Source organism: Ferrimonas gelatinilytica, assembly GCF_039544205.1.
Classification (GTDB): domain Bacteria; phylum Pseudomonadota; class Gammaproteobacteria; order Enterobacterales; family Shewanellaceae; genus Ferrimonas; species Ferrimonas gelatinilytica.
In genome coordinates this window covers 85,752-105,562 of record NZ_BAABLF010000005.1, presented here as the reverse complement: position 1 = coordinate 105,562, position 19,811 = coordinate 85,752, and the positions used below count along the sequence as shown (strand labels likewise).

The window sequence follows — 19,811 nt, the reverse complement described above, 5'->3', positions numbered from 1 at the left end:
AAGGGGGTCAGGAGAAAAAGAGACACCGCGGCGCCTGAGGGGCCGCGGTGTCTCTGGACTCGGTAGGAGCGACGTAACCTTATCCGGTGGCCAGCCCGAGCGCCTCGGCGTGGAAACGCAGATGGTCGTCAATGAAACTGGCGATGAAATAGTAGCTGTGGTCGTACCCAGGGTGCATGCGCAGGGTCAGTGGATGATCCACCGACTGGCAGGCGGCCTGGAATCGCTCCGGCTGCAACTGCTCTGTCAGGAAGGCATCTTTACTGCCCTGATCGATCAAGATGGGGAGCCGCTCCTTAGCGTCAATCACCAGTAAGGTGGCATCGTACTCCGCCCACTGGGTTTCATCGGGGCCAAGGTAAGCACGAAACGCCTTGCGGCCCCAGGGTACGGCGCTGGGATGGACGATGGGCGCAAAGGCAGAGACCGACTGGTACTGACCCGGATTTTTCAACGCCGCGATCAGGGCGCCATGGCCCCCCATGGAGTGACCAGCGATCCCCTTGTCGGCACTGACTGGGAGCATCGCCTCCACCAGGGATGGCAGCTCATCGGTAACATAGTCGTACATACGGTAATGCCCGGACCAGGGAGCCTCGGTGGCATTGACGTAGAAACCGGCACCAGAGCCCAGATCATACTCCTCGTGTTCTCCAGGCAGATCCAACCCACGCGGACTGGTGTCCGGGCAGACGATCGCCAGCCCCAACTTCGCCGCCAGCCGGAACGCACCGGCTTTCTGGCAGAAGTTTTCATCGGTGCAGGTCAGGCCCGACAGCCAGTAGAGAACCGGCATCCGAGCTGCCGCCACCGCCGGTGGCAGAAATACCGCAAACACCATCTCCGTGCCCGTTGACTCACTGTGGTGACGATAACGCCTTAGCCAGCCATCAAAAACGGCCTGCTGAGAGAGCAGTTCCATGGACATCTCCTGTTAGATTTCCCCACTGCGACCATAGCACGAACCCAGCCAGCGAGGATCCGTGGAAACCTCATGACGACCCCGCGTTTGTGGTCACGGCCGGGTAAACTTGCTAGTCTGAGACACCCAAACCGAAACCATAGCCTTGCATGCACCCCCTTGATGACCCCTGCCCGCCACAACCCTCGGCGCTGGAGAAGATATGGCATACCCTTGAACAGGTGCCCTATGGTCGGGTGGTCACCTACGGTCAACTGGCGGATCTCGCCGGCCAACCCGGCCGTGCCCGGCTTGCCGCCCGGGCGCTGAAACTGGCCCCGACCGAACGATCCCTGCCCTGGTACCGGGTGATCGGTGCCGGGGGAAAAATTACCATTCCCAAAACCTCACCAGGCTATCAACGACAGATAGAACATCTGCGCAATGAGGGGGTAACGGTGAACCAAGGGCGGGTAAAAATGTCGGAATATCAGTGGCAGCCGGATCTGGCCGAGCTACTCTGGCAACTGGACTATTAAGGAAACTCATGCGCGCTATCCTGGTAACCCTGCTCTGCACCTGCGCCCTGGCCGCCTCTGCGGTGGCCCGGGCGGATCTCTACACTCCCTTCCAGGCCCAGTACGAGGTGTACCACGGCTCAAGCTCCCTGGGGGGCGGCCGCTATGAGCTGGAAAAGCTGGCCGAAAACCGTTACCGGCTGGGGTATGAAAGTGCGGTGAAGTACCTTTTCCTCTCCGACAAGCGCACCGAACATACGGAATTTACCGTCACGGATGAGGGTCTGATGCCCCAGCACTACCGCATGGAGCGCAGCGGCAGCGGACCAGATTTCGGCGCCGAGATCACCTTCGATCACGGCAGCGACAACATCCACGCCCAGTACAAGAAACGCCAGGCGGAGTTCGAACTGACGCCCCCCATCTACGACTCCCTGCTCTACCAGCAGCAGCTGCGCCTGGATGTGGCCAACGGCGTGACCGAGATGTACTACCCCTTCATCCAGAAAACCGGTCGCCGGGAATACCACTTCAAGGTGACCGGTACCGAAACCCTCAAGCTGCCCTTCGGCACACTGGAGACGGTGAAGATCGAACGGATCCGTGACCCCAACAGCGAGAAAGAGACCATCTTCTGGTTGGTGCCGGAGCTGGACTACATCGTGGCACGGCTGGCCCATTTCGAAGAGGGGAAACTCAAAGCCGACATGCAGCTTAAGCAGGTGGAGTTCGAGCCCTAGGGCCGCTCATCCCTTTGCCACCACCTCGCCATCTTTAAAGAGGCACCAACTGCCCGGTGCCATCCGGTGCCAATGCTCGTTGCTGGTCAGTGGCCGGGTGGCGATCACCGTCACCACGTCATCGGGGGTGGTCTCTTTCTGGAAGTCGATCACCATCTCAGTATCGATTAAACGGGCTTCGCCAAAGGGAGCCCGGCGGGTGATCCAGTGCAGGTGGTTGCCACACAGCGCCAGCAGGTAGCGCCCATCGGAGATCAGCATATTGAACACCCCCAACTTCTGCAGCTTCTTGCCCTCCCGGGCCAGGAAACGAAACGCCGTGGTGCGGCGCGCCGGCGGGGTCGGATATTTCTGCGCCAACTTGTCCAGTAGGGTACAAAACGCCAGTTCACTGTCGGTTGCCCCCACCGGAAGGAAGCGCAGCGGCGTCAATTTCTCCTTGTAGCCGGAGAGCTGCCCGTTGTGGGCAAAGCTCCAGTTCCGTCCCCACAGTTCACGGCCGAAGGGGTGGGTGTTCTCAAGCGAGACCTTGCCCCGGTTGGCTTGGCGGATATGGCTGATCACGGTTTTCGACCGGATAGGATACGCCTTGAGCAGGCTCGCCACCTCGGAGTGGCAGCTGGGATCGCTGTCTTTAAACGTCCGGTTGCCCCAACCGTCATAAAAAGTGATCCCCCAGCCATCCTTATGGGGACCGGTTTTTCCGCCCCGCTCCACCAAGCCGGTAAAACTGAACACGATATCCGTCGGTACATTGGCGCTCATCGCCAGCAATTCACACATGAGGGGATTCTTTTACCCGTTAAACCCTTTGAGGCAACAGGATAGCGAGTTACGCCGATCACCCCAAGTATGCCTTTACCTCGGCGTCCATTAGCCCTGTCTCACCACCGCTCGGGAAAAATAAAACGGGCGTTTAAAAAAATCGTGACAGGCCCGACCAATTCTGCGTAAACTGGGATCCATCGCACATCCGACCACTGGGATGGCGAGCCCGGAAACGACAAGGAGAATGCTCGTGACAACTCTGATTTGGAGCCTCGCGGCCATCATAGTTTTAAGTGCGCTGCTCTATCAGCGCGCATCGCTGTTCATCTTTACCGCCGTCACTGCCGCTTTTATGGTGGTTGGCTCGGTACTGGGGATCACCGGAGAACTGGCCTGGACGGCCTTTGTCCTGATCTTCGCCCCCCTCAACATCGCGCCGGTTCGCAAGGCACTGCTGACCGCGCCGATCCTCAAGACGTTCCGCGGCATCATGCCGGAGATGTCTGAAACCGAAAAAGACGCTATCGAAGCCGGCACCACCTGGTGGGATTCGCAGCTGTTTTCCGGTGCTCCGGACTGGAACACCCTGCACAACTACACCAAACCTACCCTGACCGATGAGGAACAAGCCTTCCTCGATGGCCCGGTAGAAGAGGTGATGCGCATGGTCAACGAGTTCGAGGTGACCCATGAGCTGGCGGACCTGCCCCAAGAGGTGTGGCAGTTCCTGAAGGACAACAAGTTCTTCGCCATGATCATCAAGAAGCAGTACGGCGGCCTGGAGTTCAGTGCCTATGCCCAGTCACGCATCTTGCAGAAGCTGGCTGGCCACTCCACCGTGCTCGCCTCCACCGTCGGCGTTCCCAACTCTCTGGGTCCGGGCGAACTGCTGCAACACTACGGCACAAAAGAGCAGAAAGACTACTATCTGCCGCGCCTGGCCGTTGGCGACGAGATCCCCTGTTTTGCCCTGACCTCTCCGGAAGCTGGCTCCGATGCTGGCGCCATCCCGGACTTCGGTATTGTCTGTAAGGGCGAGTGGGAAGGCAAAGAGACCCTCGGCATGAAGGTCTCCTGGAACAAGCGCTACATCACCCTGGCGCCCGTCGCCACGGTACTGGGTCTGGCCTTTAAGCTGCGTGACCCTGACCACCTGCTGGGCGACAAGGAGGAGCTGGGTATCACCTGTGCCCTGGTTCCGACCCAGATCCCCGGCGTGGAGATCGGCCGCCGCCACTTCCCGCTGAACAGCACCTTCCAGAACGGGCCAACCCGGGGCGAAGAGGTGTTCCTGCCGCTGGACTTCATCATCGGTGGGGCCAAGATGGCTGGCCAGGGCTGGCGCATGTTGGTGGAATGCCTCTCCGTTGGCCGTGGCATCACCCTGCCCTCCAACTCCGCCGGTGGGATCAAAACCGCCGCTGGCGCGACCGGTGCCTACGCTCGGATCCGCCGTCAGTTCAAACTCCCCATCGGTAAGATGGAGGGGATCGAAGAGCCGCTGGCACGCTTAGGTGGCAACGCCTACCTGATGGATGGCGCCACCGCCCTGACCACCACCGGTCTGAACCTGGGTGAAAAGCCTTCCGTTATCTCCGCCATCGTCAAGATGCATCTGACCGACCGGATGCAGAAGTGCCTGATCGATGCCATGGATATCCATGGTGGTAAAGGTGTCTGCCTGGGCCCGGATAACTACATCGGCCGCGGTTACCAGGGGGCGCCGATCGCCATCACCGTGGAAGGGGCCAATATCCTGACACGCTCCATGATCATCTACGGCCAGGGTGCCATTCGCTGCCACCCCTACGTCCTGAAGGAGATGGAAGCGGCGTTTGATAGCGACCGTCAGCGGGGCCTGAAGGAGTTTGATAAGGCTGTATGGGGCCACGTGGGCTTCGTGTTCTCCAACCTGGTTCGCAGCTTCTGGCTGGGTTTGACCTCGTCACGATTCTCCGCCAGCCCGTTCGGCGATAAGACCAAGCGCTACTACCAGCACATGAACCGCTTTGCCGCCAACCTGGCCCTCTTGTCTGACCTGGCCATGGGTCTGCTCGGCGGCAGCCTCAAGCGCAAGGAGCGGGTATCCGCACGTCTCGGTGATCTGCTTAGCCAGCTCTACCTCTCCTCTGCCGCCCTCAAGCGCTTCCACGATGAGGGACGTCAGAGCGATGACCTGCCGCTGCTGCAGTGGGCCGTTGAAGACTCCCTGCACAAGTTGCAAACCGCACTGGTCGAGCTGCTGGACAACTTCCCCGCCTTCGGTGGCGTACTGAAATTCCTGCTGTTCCCGGTTGGACTGCCGATGAAGCGTCCCTCCGACGTGCTGGATCATAAGGTTGCCCGCATCCTGCAGACCCCTTGCGCCGCACGCGACCGTCTTATCGAGGGTCAGTGGTTGGAGAACCATGCCAACAACGCGCTGGGCCAGCTGGAGCATACGCTGGGACTGATCCTTGCGGCAGAGCCGATCTTCGACAAAGTCTGCAAGGCCAGCGGCGAAAAGCTGCCCTTCATCTTCCTGGACAAGGTCGCCGAGCGTGGCCTGACCCTAGGCGCCATCAGCGAAGAGGAAGCGCAGCTGCTGCGCGACGCCGAGCAGGGCCGCCTGAAGGCGATCAACGTCAGCGACTTCGACTCCGATGAACTGAAGGCAAGCCGGCCTGCGGTCAAAGCCAAGAAGAGTAAAGCGGCCTAATCGCCCATTACTGCCGCGTTAAGACGTCGAAAAAGCCAGTCACATTGTGACTGGCTTTTTTATTTCCCTCTCACCTTCCGAACCCTCCCGATACTGGCGACCGCTCCCCTCCCCGACACCCGCAGACAGTGCCCCGCCCAATGACCATTAACTTAAAAGGCACAAACTGGGCACAGATACCTTTCAGGCATAAACAATCTCGACCTCGATACTTTACAACGAAGTAACAACGAGTTAACGTCAACCTGCCCCGGCGCCCTGACCCGAGCGCAAAGACAGGCAACCCAACACAACTCCAAAAACAATCAACTTGCAAACTATATGCAGGAGAGGTTTATGTTTACCAAGGAAAGGATATCCCAGGCTATACACGTGGCACTCTTTGCCGGTGTCGCCAGTGCTTCCGGCACGGCCTGGGCAGAAGAGCAAACCAACAGCAACATTGAACGCGTTGAAGTGACCGGCAGCCGCATCTTGCGTGAAGGCGCCATCGCGCCCTCACCGGTGACTGTCATCTCCGCAGAAACCCTCGCCAAGACTGGCGCAGTTAACCTGGGTGAGGTGCTCAACGAGCTGCCCGCACTGGGTAACACCCTGTCGCTGTCCAACTCCGGCAACTACATCGGCACCGCCGGCCTGAACATGCTGGATCTGCGCAACATGGGTACCTCCCGTACCCTGGTACTGGTGGATGGCAAGCGCCACGTGGCCTCAAGCCCCGGCTCCGCCGCCGTGGATATCAACACCATTCCCACCGAGTGGCTGGAGAGCGTTGAGATCATCACTGGTGGTGCCTCCGCCGTCTACGGTGCGGACGCCGTGACCGGTGTGGTCAACTTCCGCCTCAAGCGCGAGATCACCGGCCTGAGCGTTTCCGCCACCGGCGGCACCGCGGAAGATAGCGACTACAACAACCAGCGCTACACCTTCTCCTACGGCAGCAACTTCAACGGAGACAAGGGCAACGCCGCCATCTCCGTGGAGCACAACCGTCAGTCCTCCCTGGGGATGCTGGAGCGTGACCGCACCGCCGTTTCCTGGACCTCCTTCAACAATGGCCGGGATGCCGACACAGTAATCAGCCTGCTGCCCAACGCTGGCTACTGGGGCATCACCAACGCCGGCGTGGTTGGCGTCTGGGATCCCCTGGGTCGCCCGTACACCTTCGATGAGAATGGTAACGCCCGTCCCGTTGAATTTGGTGACAACACCAACGGCCTCAAGTGTGAAGGCCCCTGTGACTACATCAACCTGCGTCAGTGGGAAGAGCTGCAGCCAGAGTTTGACCGCACCACCGCCAACTTCAAGGTCAACTACCAGCTGACCGACGACCTCAACGGCTACTTCCAGGCCAAGTGGTCTGAAACCAACGCCAAGACCGAAGGTCAACCTGCCTTCTTCTTTGGCAGCATCGCCCTGATGCGCGACAACGCCTTTATCGGCGACGACCTGGGCCAGCTGATGGATGACGCCGGTGCCCCCTACCTGGTGATGTCTCGCTTCCTCAGCGATGTAGGTCCCCGCATCGAGGAGAACGAACGGACAACCCAGCGCTACGTACTGGGTGTCGAGGGAATCATCGCCCAGGACTGGGACCTGGACGCTTACGCTCTCTACGGCGAAACCGATCTGACCCGCTCCAACCTCAATGATGTGATCATCGACAACTTCTACAACTCCATCGATGCCGTAGACGACGGCAACGGCAACATCGTCTGCCGCGATGCCGATGCCCAGGCGGAAGGCTGTATCGCCACCAGCCTGTTTGGCCACGGCGCCATCAACGACGCCGCCGCCGACTACTTCACCCGCACCACCGTGGGTAAGGCCACCATCGAGCAGTACGTCGCCGGTGCTTCCGTCTCCAACGGCGCCCTGTTTGAGCTGCCCGCCGGGTATGCTGGCAGCGCCTTCGGTATTGAGTACCGCAAAGAGAAGAGCGCGACTAAAGAGGATCCCTTCGCCGCTGAAGGCAACACCTTCTTCAACGCCATCCAGAGCGAAAGCGGTGACTTCGATGTGAAAGAGATCTACGCCGAGCTCTCCCTGCCGCTGATCTCCGACGTGCTGCTGTTTGATGAGCTGGTGCTCGACGGTGCGGTACGCTACGCCGACTACAGCACCATCGGCGATGCCACCAGCTGGAAAGTGGGCCTGGACTGGACCCTGTTCTCCGACCTGCGTTTCCGCTCCACCCTCTCCACCGCCCTGCGCGCTCCCAACATCGGCGAGCTGTTCGGTGCCCAGTCCCAGAACTTCTTCCGCGTTGACGACAGCTGTAAAGCCTCCAACCTGGCGGATCTGACCGAAGAGCAGCGCGCCATCCGGGGAGCCAACTGTGCCGCCCTGGGTGTACCGGCGGACTTCGACTCCGACTACGACAGCGCCACTCTGTCCGGCCTGTCCGGCGGTAACCCGGAGCTGGATCCGGAGGAGTCCGACAGCTTCACCGTGGGCTTCGTCTACCAGCCCGGCTATGTCGATGGCCTGAGCTTCACCGTCGACTACTGGGACATCGAGATCGAGGATGCCATCGCCTACATCGGCGCCCAGGACATCATCGATCGCTGTGTGGACTCGCCGAGCGGGATCAACAACCAGTACTGTGGCCTGATCACCCGGGATCCCAGCAACTTTGAGATCACCAACATCGTTCAGACCATGCAGAACGTGGCCAAGCAGGAAGCCTCCGGGGTGGATTTCGAGATCGGTTACGATACCGGCATCGGCCGCGGTGACTTCACCTCCAGCCTGATCGGGACCTACCTGATCGAGCGTAACGAGTACCCCTTCCAGGACGATAACAACGAGGTCGAGGAGTACGCCGGCACCGTGGGTGAGTCCAAGTGGCAGGGCCTGCTGAACCTGGGCTACGCCATCGATGGCTGGGGCGTTAACTGGAAGACTCGCTACCTGTCTGACGTGGATCTCTACACTAAGCAGTTCCGCGAAAACTATGACAAGCCCTACTCCAACATCATGAAGTACGGCAGCTACGCCGTCTCCGATGTGCAGTTTGGCTACACCTTCGACATGGGTCTGAGCATTGACTTGGGTGTCGATAACGTCTTTGACCGGGATCTGCCGGCCAACACCACAGGTACTGGCACCGGCAGCGCCGCCTACGACAACATCGGCCGCTTCTACTACCTGAGCCTGCGTTACGACATGTAATTGCGCCATCTGGCCAGGTAATCAGCAAACCGCCCCTCGGGGCGGTTTTTTCGTGCCTGAGAAACACGAAGGACGCTGCCACTGTGCAACACCCGGCCCTGAGCATGAGAACCCTAACCGGCGCCCACTCCATCAAACCCGCGCCAGCTTGTGCGGACTTCGTCACTCTCTCGGGTGAAACTATCCGCCGTTTTATAGTCAGTAGCTTGGCTTGGCTTGGCTTGGCTTGGCTTGGCTTGGCTTGGCTTGGCTTGGCTTGGCTTGGCTTGGCTTGGCTTGGCTTGGCACCTATGAATGCGCCACAAAGTGGGGAGACAACCCACAAAAAAACCGGCCAGGGCCGGTTTTTTGTTTGATTGCGACGTTCGACCGCTAGAACAGCCAATGCCCCATCAGGGCGATGACCGGAAGCACCACCAGGGTGCGCAGGATAAAGATAAGGAACAGCTCCCACAGGGTAACAGGCACCTTGGAGCCAAGCATCAGCGCACCGGTTTCCGACATAAAGATCAGCTGGCTCACCGACAGGGCAGCAATCACGAAGCGGGTCAACTCGCTGTCAATACTGGCGGCCATGATGGCGGGCAGGAACATGTCGGCAAAACCCACCACCACTGTGGTGCTGGCCTGGTGGGCGTCGGGGATCTGCAACAACTCCAGCAGCGGAACGAAGGGGGCTCCCAGCCACTGGAACAGGGGCGTGGTTTCGGCAATGATCAGAGCCAGGGTGCCGATGGCCATCACCACCGGCAGGACACCCAGAATCATGTCCGCGGCGTTGATCACCCCCTCCTTGACGACCCCCTTGGCCCCCTTGATCTGGTCCGCCCGGGCCAACGCCATGCGGTAGCCGTAGCCCACACTGCTCTGCCCCGCCGGCACCACCTCATCGTCCCCCTCACGCAGCCGGCCATCGGCAAAACGATCCGCCTTGCGGGAGAGCGGCGGCAGGCGCGGTACGATGATGGCCGCCACCAGGCCAGCCAGGCAAACGGTGCCGTAGAAGGGCAGGAAATAGGCCTCCAGGCCAACGGTGCTGATCACCACCAGGGAGAAGGTCACCGATACCGCCGTAAAGGTGGTGCCGATCACCGCCGCTTCGCGCTCGGTAAAGAGATTCTGCTCATACTGCTTGGAGGTCATCAATACGCCGACGGAACCATCCCCCAGCCAGGAGGCAAAGCTGGTCACCGCTGCCCGTCCCGGCAGGTTAAAGAGCGGACGCATCAGGCGTGTCAGCAGCGCCCCGATCAGCTCCAGCAGGCCGAAATTGATCAGCAGCGGCAGCAGCAAACCGGCGAAGAGGAACACGCACAACAGGGTCGGCAACAGGTCGTTCAGCACCAGGCCACCGGTATTTTCCGAGTGGATGATCGCCGGCCCCACCTGGGTGAAGGTCAGCACCATGGCCAACGCCCCCGCAATGCGGGTCAGGCTCCAGAGCCAGGAGGGGTTAAACAGACCCTGGAGCACCGGGCTTTTCATCACGAACGCCGGGCGCAACAGCTTAGTCAGGATCGTCAACAGCGCGGAGAGCACCACCAAGCCGGTGATCAACGGCACCGCATGATCCCCAAGGTGTGCCAGGAGCGACTTCGCCATGATGGCAATAGGGATGGTGACATTGCCCTCAAAGGGCACCGGCGTCATGAAGAGGAAAATCCCCAACAGGGAGGGAAGCAAAAAAACCCAGGCATTTCGACTGGCGGAGTGTACTGGCATCGAATCGAGGCTCTCTGTTTGTGGCCGGCATCCAGCCGACACCCATGGACGCGGACATTGCCGCTCAGATCTTAGCGGCACATCCTACCTTCGCTCGGGAGCAACAACAAGGCGCCCACGGAGCACGTGCGCAGAACCGGTGAAATCTCAGGCGCCGAGCTGTTTGGCGCTGACCACCTCGGCGATGGTCTCCAGCATCGTTATCGACGCCTGGTGCTCCTCCTGGTTGGCGGCCGCACAGGCGTCCTCCACGATCACCACCTGGTAGTCCCGGTCATGGGCATCCCGGGCGGTGCTTTGCAACGCCCAGACACTGCTGACACCGGCCAGCACCACCCGTTCGACCCCGTTGGCGCGCAGCAGCGGCTCCAGAATCGTGCCGTAAAACGCACTGACCCTGGGCTTGTGCAGCTCGACCGTACCATCGGGCACGACCAGATCAGGATGGAAGGCACAGCCCGGACCATCCAGTCGCAACGCCCCAAACTCGTGAGCCCGACCAAACATCGGCGACCCCTTGGGCTGCTCCTGGTAGCCGGCAGAAAACCCCACCTTGACCAGGATCGACAGCCACCCCTGGGCCTTGGCATGTGCCAGCAGGCGGTTAGCCACCGGGATGATCTCCCGCTCGCGCGCGTGCTCGGCGCTGCGGGCAATTTTCCCCGAGGGATGCATGATATCGACGATGTAATCCAGACCGATGAACGCGGTTTTCATAGTGTCTCCTAACTAAGCCGCAGGGAGCCGAACGGACCTCGGTGGGCAGATCGGATCAGGCCTTGCCCGCCCGCCGCTGGAGCTGATCCAGCAAGTTAGGCGGTACGCCCTGGATGGTCAGTGTGTCCTTAATCGGATCCCAGACCACCCGCTCTCCCAAATGGGCCGCATCAAAACTGACCGAGACACCGCCGCCGGTACCGCTGAACTTTTTCAACTGGCGCAGGGTCGAGGGGTCCCCTGGGAAGGTCTCCTCCAACCCATAGTCCCCCTCACTGGTAAACTGGTAGAAGCTCTCCAGACCCTTGTCAGCCAGTTCATCGGCCACATCTTTCATGGCGATGGCGCTGCCCGCATCGTGCTGGGACTTACAGTAGTCGAACAGCGCCTCCCTGGCCTCCTGGGCTTCATGCTTATCCAGGGATTCCTGGCCCACGTAGTCTTCGACCGCTTTCATTAGCTGACGGTTTTGTGTCTTGGGGTCTACTCCCTCAACGCACCCCATGAAATCGAGGAAGAAATCCGCCACCTTGCGCCCTGCCCGCCCCTTGACGAAAGAGAGGTACTTTTTCGAAGTGGGGTCTGCTTGCCACTCGGTCAGATCCAAGCGGGCGGCCAGCTGCATATTGGACAGGTCCAGGTGCTCAGTCCCCAGCACCTCCATCTCGTCGGACACACTGACTGAAGGCTTGGGCGCCAGCAAGGCAACAAAGAGATATTGGGTGGCGATGTGGCTGTAGGAGGCCAGCAGAAGGTAGCCGCCGGTGGCAAAATCGTACTTGCTGAGCTCCTGGCCCAGCAGCTCCCCAGCCTGGGCGGAAAACTCCACGAAGCCCAGCTCCCCCTTGTGCCACCGGGTCATGGCGTTTAGGAAGGCTTCGTTGGCCTCCCCGTCCGGCTCGCCCTCGGCATTGAGCGGCACCCCAAAGTGGCCGTAACCTTTACCCGCCTTGGCGGTATAGAGCCGGTGCAGCTCACCCACCAGGTCATCCAGAGCAACGGAGTGGTTGAGCGGCTGGGGACGCAGCCGACACTCCAGCTGCCCATCCTGGCCCTGGCGTACCGCATGGATAATGGCTTGTTCTATTTTAATACTCATGGCTTCTGCAATAGTGGTTAGGGGGAAAAGTCGCTATTATATGCCGCCCAATTTTCAACATCACAGGAAATACAATGGCTATCGTATCGAAGTACAGCAATGAGCAGGTGGAAACCCTGATGAGTGATCTGCTTGGGGTGTTGGAAAAGCATCACGCCAACACCGATCTGGCACTGATGGCTCTGGGTAACGCCGCCACTGTCATCATTAATGGCAAGATCGCGCCGGAGCATCGAGCTACCCTGGCCCAGCAGTTTGCCAAGGCCCTGGCCGCCTCCATCGAAACCAAAGCCTAAGCCGCTGAACTAACAGGCTGGCTAAGTCGCGTTCAACCCCTTACGATAGGGGCATCCATTCGGCCCAAAAGCCTTTCAATGAACAGCAACGACATCAGTAAAGATCCCGTGTCTCCTCTGGTCCTCTGGGGGCACTGGTTCACGTTTATCAACATTTTGCTGGCGATGCTGGTGGCCAGCCGCTACCTCGTCGCCGAGGGTTGGCCAGACACTCCGCTGGGCCAGGTTTACATGGTAACCAACTGGATAGGCCATTTTGCCTTCCTTGGATTTATCACCTACCTCATCGCCCTGTTCCCTGTCACGCTGCTGCTGCCCTACTCTCGGATCCTGCGCGGCTACGGGGCGACGATCGCGACCCTGGCCCAGAGCGCGCTGCTGTTCGACACCCAGGTGTTCGCGCACTACCGGCTCCACCTCAACCCTTTCGTGTTTGACCTGGCGGCCAATGATCTCAACGCCCTGTTGAAAAATCCGGTACTGCTTCTGGTTCCCGTCGCCATCATGGCGTTGCAGTTACTGATCGCCAACGGGCTCTGGAAACGTCTGAAACGTTTCCAGCGCCGCCGGATCGGCAGTAAAGTGACCACGGTGTTGGTGTGCTGTTTCGGCTTTTCCCACCTGGTTCACGCCTGGGCAGATGCCACGGTATACCGTCCCATCACGACTCAGGATGAGATCTTCCCGCTGCACTACCCGTTCACGGCCAAGCGCTTCATGGCCCGTCAGGGGCTGCTCGACGACGAAAGCGTTACCGAGCGGGAGTTAACCGCAGCGCCAACGCACCAGCTCAACTACCCGACCGCCCCACTTCAGTGCCGGCCCCAGCAGCGTCCCGATATCCTGATGGTGGTCGTCGACGGGTGGCGGGCTGACCTGGTGGACAACACCACCATGCCCAGGTTGCTGGCATACGGGGAAAAAAATCAGTGGTTTAGCCAGCATTACAGCGGCAGCAACGAGTTTCACTACGGACTTTTCACCCTGCTTTACAGCATGCTGCCGAGCTACGAGCCTTCCCTGAGCGCCGACCTCAAGCCACCGGTTCTCAATCAGCAGTTGCAGCAGGCGGGCTACCGGTTGACCCTGTACGGGGATCACGAGCTCAGCGGTGGCCGTCATATGGTGGCCCTGTTCAGCGGTTTTGATCAGAAGCTGCCTCCGGAGAGTGATGTGGCCGCAGAGCGGGATATCGCGACCACCAACCAGGTCCTCGCCGACATGATTGCCGACACGGATCCCCAGTTCCGGCTGGTGACCTACCGTTCTCCGGCGCTCTACAGCACCCCGGTCGGCTACCTGGGGATCCCCACGACCCGCCCAGAGAGCCAGCTCAACTACGCTGAGCAGATCCTATACAACCAGTATCGCCAATCCCTCTCCTTCCTGGACGAGGAGCTGGCGCGATTGCTGGCCGGGACCGATGAGCAGACCCTGGTGATCCTCACCGGCAGTCGCGGCAAGGTCTTCACCACGGACATGGGGCGCGGTAATCACGACAACTACTCCCAGCCAGCCGTCCAGGTGCCCCTGGTGATCCACTGGCCCGGTGCGAAAGCCCGTCGCTTCAATCGTCCAACCAGCCACTATGGCCTGGTGCCGGCCCTAATGAGTGACCTGCTCAACTGTCACAACCCTATCCGCCAATACAGCCTTGGGGAGAGTCTGTTCCAGCCCCAGGCGCTGCCCTACCTGGTTATGGGGAATGGGCACAGCTTTGCCATCCGCAACGATGAGGGGACGACGGTGATTAACGACGCCGGAGAGTTCCGGGTTTTCGGTCCCACCTATCAACGGCAGCGGGATGTCAGCCTGGATGTCCCGACCCTGCTCGGTATGATGGAGGAGGGGCGGCGATTTCGCAGCCAATGATCGCGACCTTTGCGCAAAGAACCAACGGTTGAACCTGCGGTGACTTGCAATTAACGCGGGGCGCAGTAATATGAGCCCCGTAGTCGGCCAGTAGCGCAGCTTGGTAGCGCACCGTCATGGGGTGTCGGGGGTCGGAGGTTCAAATCCTCTCTGGCCGACCATATTCACTCTGCTTCAGCCATCGCATCCCAGGCTGAAGCGCAGAAACCTCCGTTTGCCGGACAGTCCCCTGTCCAAGCCAAGCGGAGGTTTTTTGTTGCCCTCTCGCCACCCTCACAGCAGGATGCCTCCCAAACCTTAACACCCAGCCTCTCTGTAACCTCCCCTACAAACCTTTCACACTCAGTCTTACCCAGCCCGGCACCATCTCTTTAGCGTGTGATTTCGCACTGTTCATTGCGGCGTTGCCGGTCAGCAAATTTGCCTCCGATCACACAACGTGCAATCGGAAGTGGAACAGCAATGGTATCCATTCTCATTTAGGTTAAACTGCTCTATGATAGGTCACAGTAATCGACTGGGCCTTGGCGCCGAAGTCCGGTAAGCGTGGAGTGGTAGATGTCCAAGTCAGAGAAGAAACAGTACGGCAAGGTCGACAAGCAGCATCAGAAGGCACTGAAGCAGCTGTTTAAGTCCCTTGCCAAGGAGTTGGCACAGCAGATCCCGAGCCAGGCGAATGACCAGGCGCCCTCTCTGACCAAGGCGCAGCGAAAGGCGCTGGCGAAACAGTGGGCCACGCAGTACCTGGGCCAGTCCGACAACGTGATCCCGCTCTATCAAGACACCGCCCTCGACTTTGACCGACCTCTCAAGGAGAAGCCCTGCAAGGGCTGCCCTGCGCTGGACAAGGGACTCTGTCGCTGTGCGGTGAAGCGGGCCAGAAAAGCGCAACCCGAACGCAATAGCGCCATTTTGGTTAATGCCTAGTCAGTCAGAGATCTTCTGGCCAAAAAGAGTTGCATGTCAGGCGGTTCTGCATAGAATGGGCTCCGTTGTCGGCCAGTAGCGCAGCTTGGTAGCGCACCGTCATGGGGTGTCGGGGGTCGGAGGTTCAAATCCTCTCTGGCCGACCATATCGATTCAGCTTCAGCCATTCATGCGTACCCCACGCGCTGAAGCAAAAAACCTCCGCTTAAGCGGAGGTTTTTTATGCCTACTCATTGATCAAGCCTATCAACGCCCGGGGCTCAATCCGCCCCCAGTTCCAGCGTCGCCTGTGCGCCACCGCGTGCCAGCTCGACACGACTCTCACGGAGAAACACCCGCTCGGCAGAGAGACCAAACTCCTGGGTCAGGGCCTCTTTCACCGCCGCGGCCCGGTTAACCGCCAGGGTTGCCAGGGCGTCTTGCGGCACTGTCACCTGACCCAGTAGCGCCTGGTATAGGGTCGCCAGCTGGGTTTGGGGGTCCGCTATCTGTGCCATCAGACGCTCTGACTTCCCCTCGCCAAACTGTTCATCGTAACGACGGGCCAGCAGTGCCCTCTGTGGATCGCCCAGGTTATCGACTGCGCCCAGTTCACCGCCCAGCCACTGCTCCAGGGCCTGGTGCCGCAGCGCGGCTTCATCGCTGGGCCCTACTCCGCCGAGAATACTGACCGTGAGTCCGGGACGCTGGGCCAGGGCTTGGCTGATCTGCGCCATGTTTTGCTTTTGTTCCGGCGCAATTTCCACCGAACCGGCGGCAAAGGTGACCTTGTTATCCGGCGGGTCCGTCCCCAACAGGTTCCCCAGCAGGGTAAAGGGGGAGGTGACTATCTTTGTAATAACGTTCCCCAAGGCCTGGAACACCAGGGCGCCGATGGAGAAGTCCGGATCCTCCAGATCACCACTGATCCCAAGCTCCAGATCGATCACCCCATTGCTGTCCTTGAGCAGCGCCACGGCCAGGGACACCGGTAAACTGGTCGCCTGTTCGGAGTCACTGCGCTGACCCAGCTTGAGCTGGTCCAGCACCACCTTGTTGTTCCCCTCGAGCTGAGTGCCCTCCAGCCGGTACTTCAACGCCAGGTCCATCTGGCCCTGATCAATAAAATAGCCGGCGTAAGTGCCCGAATAGGGGTTGAGCGAGGTCAGCTCCACATTATCGAAATTGAGGGCCAAATCCAGATAGGGCGCGGCAGCCAGAGGCTGCAGCTCGCCCCGCAGGCTGACCGGCGCATATTGATCCACCTGGCCCCGGATATCGACCCGTGCAATGGCCTCCGGTGCCGAACTCAGCCCTTGGACCTCGCCTGACAGCTGCTCGATATCCGTGGCGAATTTCGGAATGAGGGTGTTGTCAGCAAAAAACGCCGTCCCCTGTTCTATCTCGATCACCCCGATCTCCAGCGCCAGTGGCAGCCCCTGAGCCGCCTCCACCTCTGGCGCTTCCGAGATCGCCGGGATGGTGCCCTCCTCGCCCTGGGGGCTTGCATTTGCCTGCAAAGAGTCCTGTGGCCCGGTGGCTGCGCTGCCAAGGTTGGTCGTGCCATCTTCGTTGATGATCACCCGGGCGAAGGGTTCGCTGATCAGGATCCGCTCGATACTGAGCGCCATCGGCTCTGTCGTCAGCCTGAGTGGCTCAGCCAGCAGCTGCTGCCATTGAAAGAGTGCGTCATCGGCTGTGGGATCATCCACGCGGAGTTCATTGAACTGAAAGTTCCCTTCATAGGTGAGATCCAGCGGCGTGAGCTGATTAAGGACAAGGCTGCCTGAGGTACTGATCAGACCCTGCTCCAGCGCGACAGGCACATGGTCCTGCCAATAGGGCTTGGCATCCATCAGGTCAAAATCCCTTAATGCCAGCTCCAACTGGGCGGTGAGCGTCTCGGGCACCAGCTCGCCGCTCAGGGAGAAGCGGGTCTGTTCGGCCAGCACGGCTTCCAGGCTCAGAGGCAGAGGTTGACTCAGATCCTGACTCACGGGTCCTGCGGTGAGTTCGCTCAGATGCAGATGCCAGATCACTGGCGACGTCAGGGTGGTGTCTGTCAGCTGCCACTGAAACTCCTCGGCGCTAATCTGGTCGACGCGCCACTGCCAGGGTTCACTGGGCACCGCCTCGTCAACCTGGGTGGCCCCATCGTTTCCGCGAGGGGTAAAAATGCCCACCCAGTCCAGTTGGCCGTTGTTGAGGGTGAGATCCGCCCTACCCGGCCCCAGAGCCACCTTGCCCACCTTCAGGGTGCGCCCTTCAAGGGAAAGATCCACCGGTGACAGGCTCAGTTGTGCCAGAGCCAGCAGGGGCTGGCGATCATGGTTCAGGGCCAGATCGGTAAACCGGATCTGGCTACCCTGGAGCGCCAGTTGAAGCGGCGCATCCGCCTCAGCACGCATGCGCAGCTCGGTGCTGAAATCCAGCTTTCCGTCCGTGAGGTCAAACGCAAACTGAGAAGCCAACAGGGGCCAATAGCGGGTCAAGTGCGCTTGCTTTAGATCAATCTGGCTTTGCAGCGCCAGGGGATGGAAACTGGCGGAGAGATCCAGCGTCAATCGTCCACCGCCGGGACCGGTGAGAGCCAACTGTATGCGGTTGTCCTCCCCCGCCAGGTAGAGATCGCGCGAGTCGAGAGAAAGATCGTCGAAGTCCAGCACCACCTGCTCCTCGACGTGATAGGCCAACTCCCCATTTCGTATCGCGATCTCGCGAAACCTCAGAGCCGGTGCCCCCATCCCCTCATCGGACTCCCCACCTTGCTCCGCATCGGCGGCCGGCAGGGGCGCCAAGAGGCGGACCACATTGGAGCTGCCATCGTTGTACTCCCGATAATGGAATACCGGGCCATCCACCTCCACGTCATGAAACCGCCCTTCCCAGGCAAAGAGGGAGCGCCAGGGATCCAGATCCACCATCGCCCGCTCAGCCCCGGCCATCACTTCGCCGGACTGAAGCAGGCTCAGCTGCTCCAGGGTGAGCACCCAGCGAAGAGGATGGAATCGCACCTCGCCCAGTCGTAACTCCCCATCCAGCGTCTTTGCCACCCACTTGGGTGCCTGGGATTGCAGTAATGCCGGCAGGGCCAAGCCCGCCAGCAACAGGTAGAGAATGAAAACACCGATAACGATGAGAGAGTTACGAATCCAGCGGCGCGATAAAATGGGGGTCATTGCAGCCTGTTCCCTCAAACCTAAGAAGTAAAAAGCGTAACCACTAAACCTGCACTTTGTGGGGTAAAGCACGGAAAAAATTAACGAGCCCCGCCCCTATTCCGGCTGTTCTGCAGAGGGTCCGCTTCTATTCGGTCAGAGGAAACGGACGTACGCGCTGCTGTCTATCTGACGCTGGGGTGTCACCGCCTTGATTGGCGTGCCCAGGTAGAGAAAGCCGACAATCTCATCCTCTCCGTGAACCCCGAGCGCCTCACACACTCTGGAGTGGCGGGCGTAGGACCCGGTTCGCCAGATCCCCCCCAACCCCATCGCTTGTGCCATCTGCTGCATCATCAGCAGCGCGCTCCCCGCCGCAAGGTGCTGCTCGATGGCGGGTACCTTAGGGTGAGGCTTGCAGCGGGCAATTACGGTGATCACCATGGGAGCCCGGGTCGGCAGCAGCTTTGCCCGGGCAAGGGCCTCTCCCTCGGCCCCATCTTCCCGGGCGGCGGCGAAGAAAATCTCACCCAGGCGCTCGAGGCCGCGCCCTTCTGCCACCACAAATTCGTAGGGTTTGAGATTGGCGTGATCCGGAGCGCGCAACCCGGCCTGGAATAGGAGTTCCAGCTGCTCTGAACTGGGCCCTGGCTGGGTCAAACGGGGATTGGAGTGGCGGGAGAGAAGGAACTGCTCAATATCCATTTATCTGATTTCCTTGTTTTTTATATTTTGACTCAGTCTAAAGCGGCGATCAACGCTGCTCCAGAGCCAACAGCTGCGTCTTTATCTCCAAGCCACCTGAGTAGCCGGTCAATTGACCCTTTGCACCGATAACCCGATGGCAGGGCAAAAGGACAGGTAGTGGATTACGCCCGTTGGCTGCGCCGAGGGCCCGCACTGCCCGGGGGCGGCCTATCTGCCGAGCGATCTCACCATAGCTGCGGGTCGCTCCGTAGGGGATCGTAGCCAGGGCCCGCCAAACCTCACGCTGAAACGGGGTGCCCTCCGGGACAAGAGACAGGCTAAAGCAATACCGCTGGCCCGCAAAGTACTCGCCGAGTTGGGCTACCACATCCTCGAAGGCACGCTCCTGCCTCTCCCAATCCTCTCTGATCTCAACCGGCTGTGCGCCCTCCTGAAGCCCAAGGTAGCGAAGCCCCTGTCGGTCACCCGCAAGCAGCAGGCGGCCAAGGGGCGAATCAATTTGACGGTAAAACATGAACAGTAACCTCGGTTTCG

15 protein-coding genes and 2 tRNA genes are annotated in these 19,811 nt (G+C 60.1%); 9 read left to right on the top strand and 8 right to left on the bottom strand.

The window, feature by feature from the left end; genetic code table 11:
* Positions 1 to 79: 79 nt before the first annotated feature.
* Entirely contained in the window at positions 80 to 928 is an 849-nt protein-coding gene (fghA, locus tag ABD997_RS02870; RefSeq protein WP_345315513.1) for an S-formylglutathione hydrolase, read from the bottom strand.
* A gap of 143 nt (positions 929 to 1,071) precedes the next feature.
* Between fghA and ABD997_RS02865 the strand changes: the two genes are divergently transcribed.
* Both ABD997_RS02865 and ABD997_RS02860 read left to right on the top strand, forming a co-directional pair.
* Positions 1,072 to 1,440, top strand: coding sequence for an MGMT family protein (locus ABD997_RS02865; protein ID WP_345315512.1), 369 nt, complete (start codon positions 1,072 to 1,074; stop codon positions 1,438 to 1,440).
* Between the two features lie 8 nt (positions 1,441 to 1,448).
* Positions 1,449 to 2,159, top strand: a complete 711-nt coding sequence (locus ABD997_RS02860) for a DUF3108 domain-containing protein (protein ID WP_345315511.1) — start codon at positions 1,449 to 1,451, stop codon at positions 2,157 to 2,159.
* Positions 2,160 to 2,165: 6 nt separating this feature from the next.
* On the opposite strand, the gene ABD997_RS02855 is transcribed toward ABD997_RS02860, so the two are convergent.
* A complete protein-coding gene (locus tag ABD997_RS02855; protein ID WP_345315510.1) occupies positions 2,166 to 2,942 on the bottom strand; it encodes a class II glutamine amidotransferase in 777 nt (258 codons plus the stop codon).
* 235 nt (positions 2,943 to 3,177) lie between these two features.
* Here ABD997_RS02855 and fadE point away from each other — a divergent pair, with 235 nt between their 5' ends.
* Both fadE and ABD997_RS02845 read left to right on the top strand, forming a co-directional pair.
* Positions 3,178 to 5,625: an acyl-CoA dehydrogenase FadE gene (gene fadE, locus ABD997_RS02850; RefSeq protein WP_345315509.1), complete on the top strand. Its 2,448-nt coding sequence runs from the start codon at positions 3,178 to 3,180 to the stop codon at positions 5,623 to 5,625.
* 336 nt (positions 5,626 to 5,961) lie between these two features.
* Positions 5,962 to 8,799, top strand: a complete 2,838-nt coding sequence (locus ABD997_RS02845; RefSeq protein ID WP_345315508.1) for a TonB-dependent receptor — start codon at positions 5,962 to 5,964, stop codon at positions 8,797 to 8,799.
* Positions 8,800 to 9,171: 372 nt separating this feature from the next.
* On the opposite strand, the gene ABD997_RS02840 is transcribed toward ABD997_RS02845, so the two are convergent.
* The 3 genes from ABD997_RS02840 to yejK all read right to left on the bottom strand — a co-directional run bounded on the left by ABD997_RS02840 (position 9,172) and on the right by yejK (position 12,337).
* On the bottom strand, positions 9,172 to 10,521 hold the full coding sequence (locus ABD997_RS02840) for a YjiH family protein (RefSeq protein WP_345315507.1): 1,350 nt from the start codon (positions 10,519 to 10,521) through the stop codon (positions 9,172 to 9,174).
* A 147-nt stretch (positions 10,522 to 10,668) separates the two neighbouring features.
* The gene (locus ABD997_RS02835) at positions 10,669 to 11,238 is read right to left on the bottom strand and encodes a cysteine hydrolase family protein (RefSeq protein ID WP_345315506.1); all 570 of its coding nucleotides are present in this window, start codon (positions 11,236 to 11,238) and stop codon (positions 10,669 to 10,671) included.
* Between the two features lie 55 nt (positions 11,239 to 11,293).
* Positions 11,294 to 12,337, bottom strand: a complete 1,044-nt coding sequence (gene yejK, locus ABD997_RS02830) for a nucleoid-associated protein YejK (RefSeq protein ID WP_345315505.1) — start codon at positions 12,335 to 12,337, stop codon at positions 11,294 to 11,296.
* A gap of 74 nt (positions 12,338 to 12,411) precedes the next feature.
* On the opposite strand from yejK, the gene ABD997_RS02825 reads away from it, so the two are divergent.
* From ABD997_RS02825 to ABD997_RS02805, 5 genes are all read left to right on the top strand, one after another.
* Positions 12,412 to 12,633: a YejL family protein gene (locus ABD997_RS02825; protein ID WP_345315504.1), complete on the top strand. Its 222-nt coding sequence runs from the start codon at positions 12,412 to 12,414 to the stop codon at positions 12,631 to 12,633.
* A 78-nt stretch (positions 12,634 to 12,711) separates the two neighbouring features.
* Positions 12,712 to 14,505, top strand: coding sequence for a DUF3413 domain-containing protein (locus tag ABD997_RS02820; RefSeq protein WP_345315503.1), 1,794 nt, complete (start codon positions 12,712 to 12,714; stop codon positions 14,503 to 14,505).
* 84 nt (positions 14,506 to 14,589) lie between these two features.
* Positions 14,590 to 14,666 (top strand) — tRNA-Pro (locus ABD997_RS02815).
* 397 nt (positions 14,667 to 15,063) lie between these two features.
* Positions 15,064 to 15,432, top strand: a complete 369-nt coding sequence (locus ABD997_RS02810) for a hypothetical protein (protein ID WP_345315502.1) — start codon at positions 15,064 to 15,066, stop codon at positions 15,430 to 15,432.
* A gap of 69 nt (positions 15,433 to 15,501) precedes the next feature.
* Positions 15,502 to 15,578: transfer RNA gene (locus ABD997_RS02805), tRNA-Pro, on the top strand.
* A gap of 114 nt (positions 15,579 to 15,692) precedes the next feature.
* Here the strand turns inward: ABD997_RS02805 and ABD997_RS02800 are convergent.
* From ABD997_RS02800 to ABD997_RS02790, 3 genes are all read right to left on the bottom strand, one after another.
* On the bottom strand, positions 15,693 to 18,590 hold the full coding sequence (locus ABD997_RS02800; RefSeq protein ID WP_345315501.1) for a DUF748 domain-containing protein: 2,898 nt from the start codon (positions 18,588 to 18,590) through the stop codon (positions 15,693 to 15,695).
* A 135-nt stretch (positions 18,591 to 18,725) separates the two neighbouring features.
* Positions 18,726 to 19,274: an NAD(P)H nitroreductase gene (locus tag ABD997_RS02795; RefSeq protein WP_345315500.1), complete on the bottom strand. Its 549-nt coding sequence runs from the start codon at positions 19,272 to 19,274 to the stop codon at positions 18,726 to 18,728.
* Positions 19,275 to 19,323: 49 nt separating this feature from the next.
* Positions 19,324 to 19,791 carry a methylated-DNA--[protein]-cysteine S-methyltransferase gene (locus ABD997_RS02790; RefSeq protein ID WP_345315499.1) on the bottom strand — a complete coding sequence of 156 codons (468 nt, stop codon included), beginning with the start codon at positions 19,789 to 19,791 and terminating at the stop codon, positions 19,324 to 19,326.
* Positions 19,792 to 19,811: the final 20 nt, after the last annotated feature.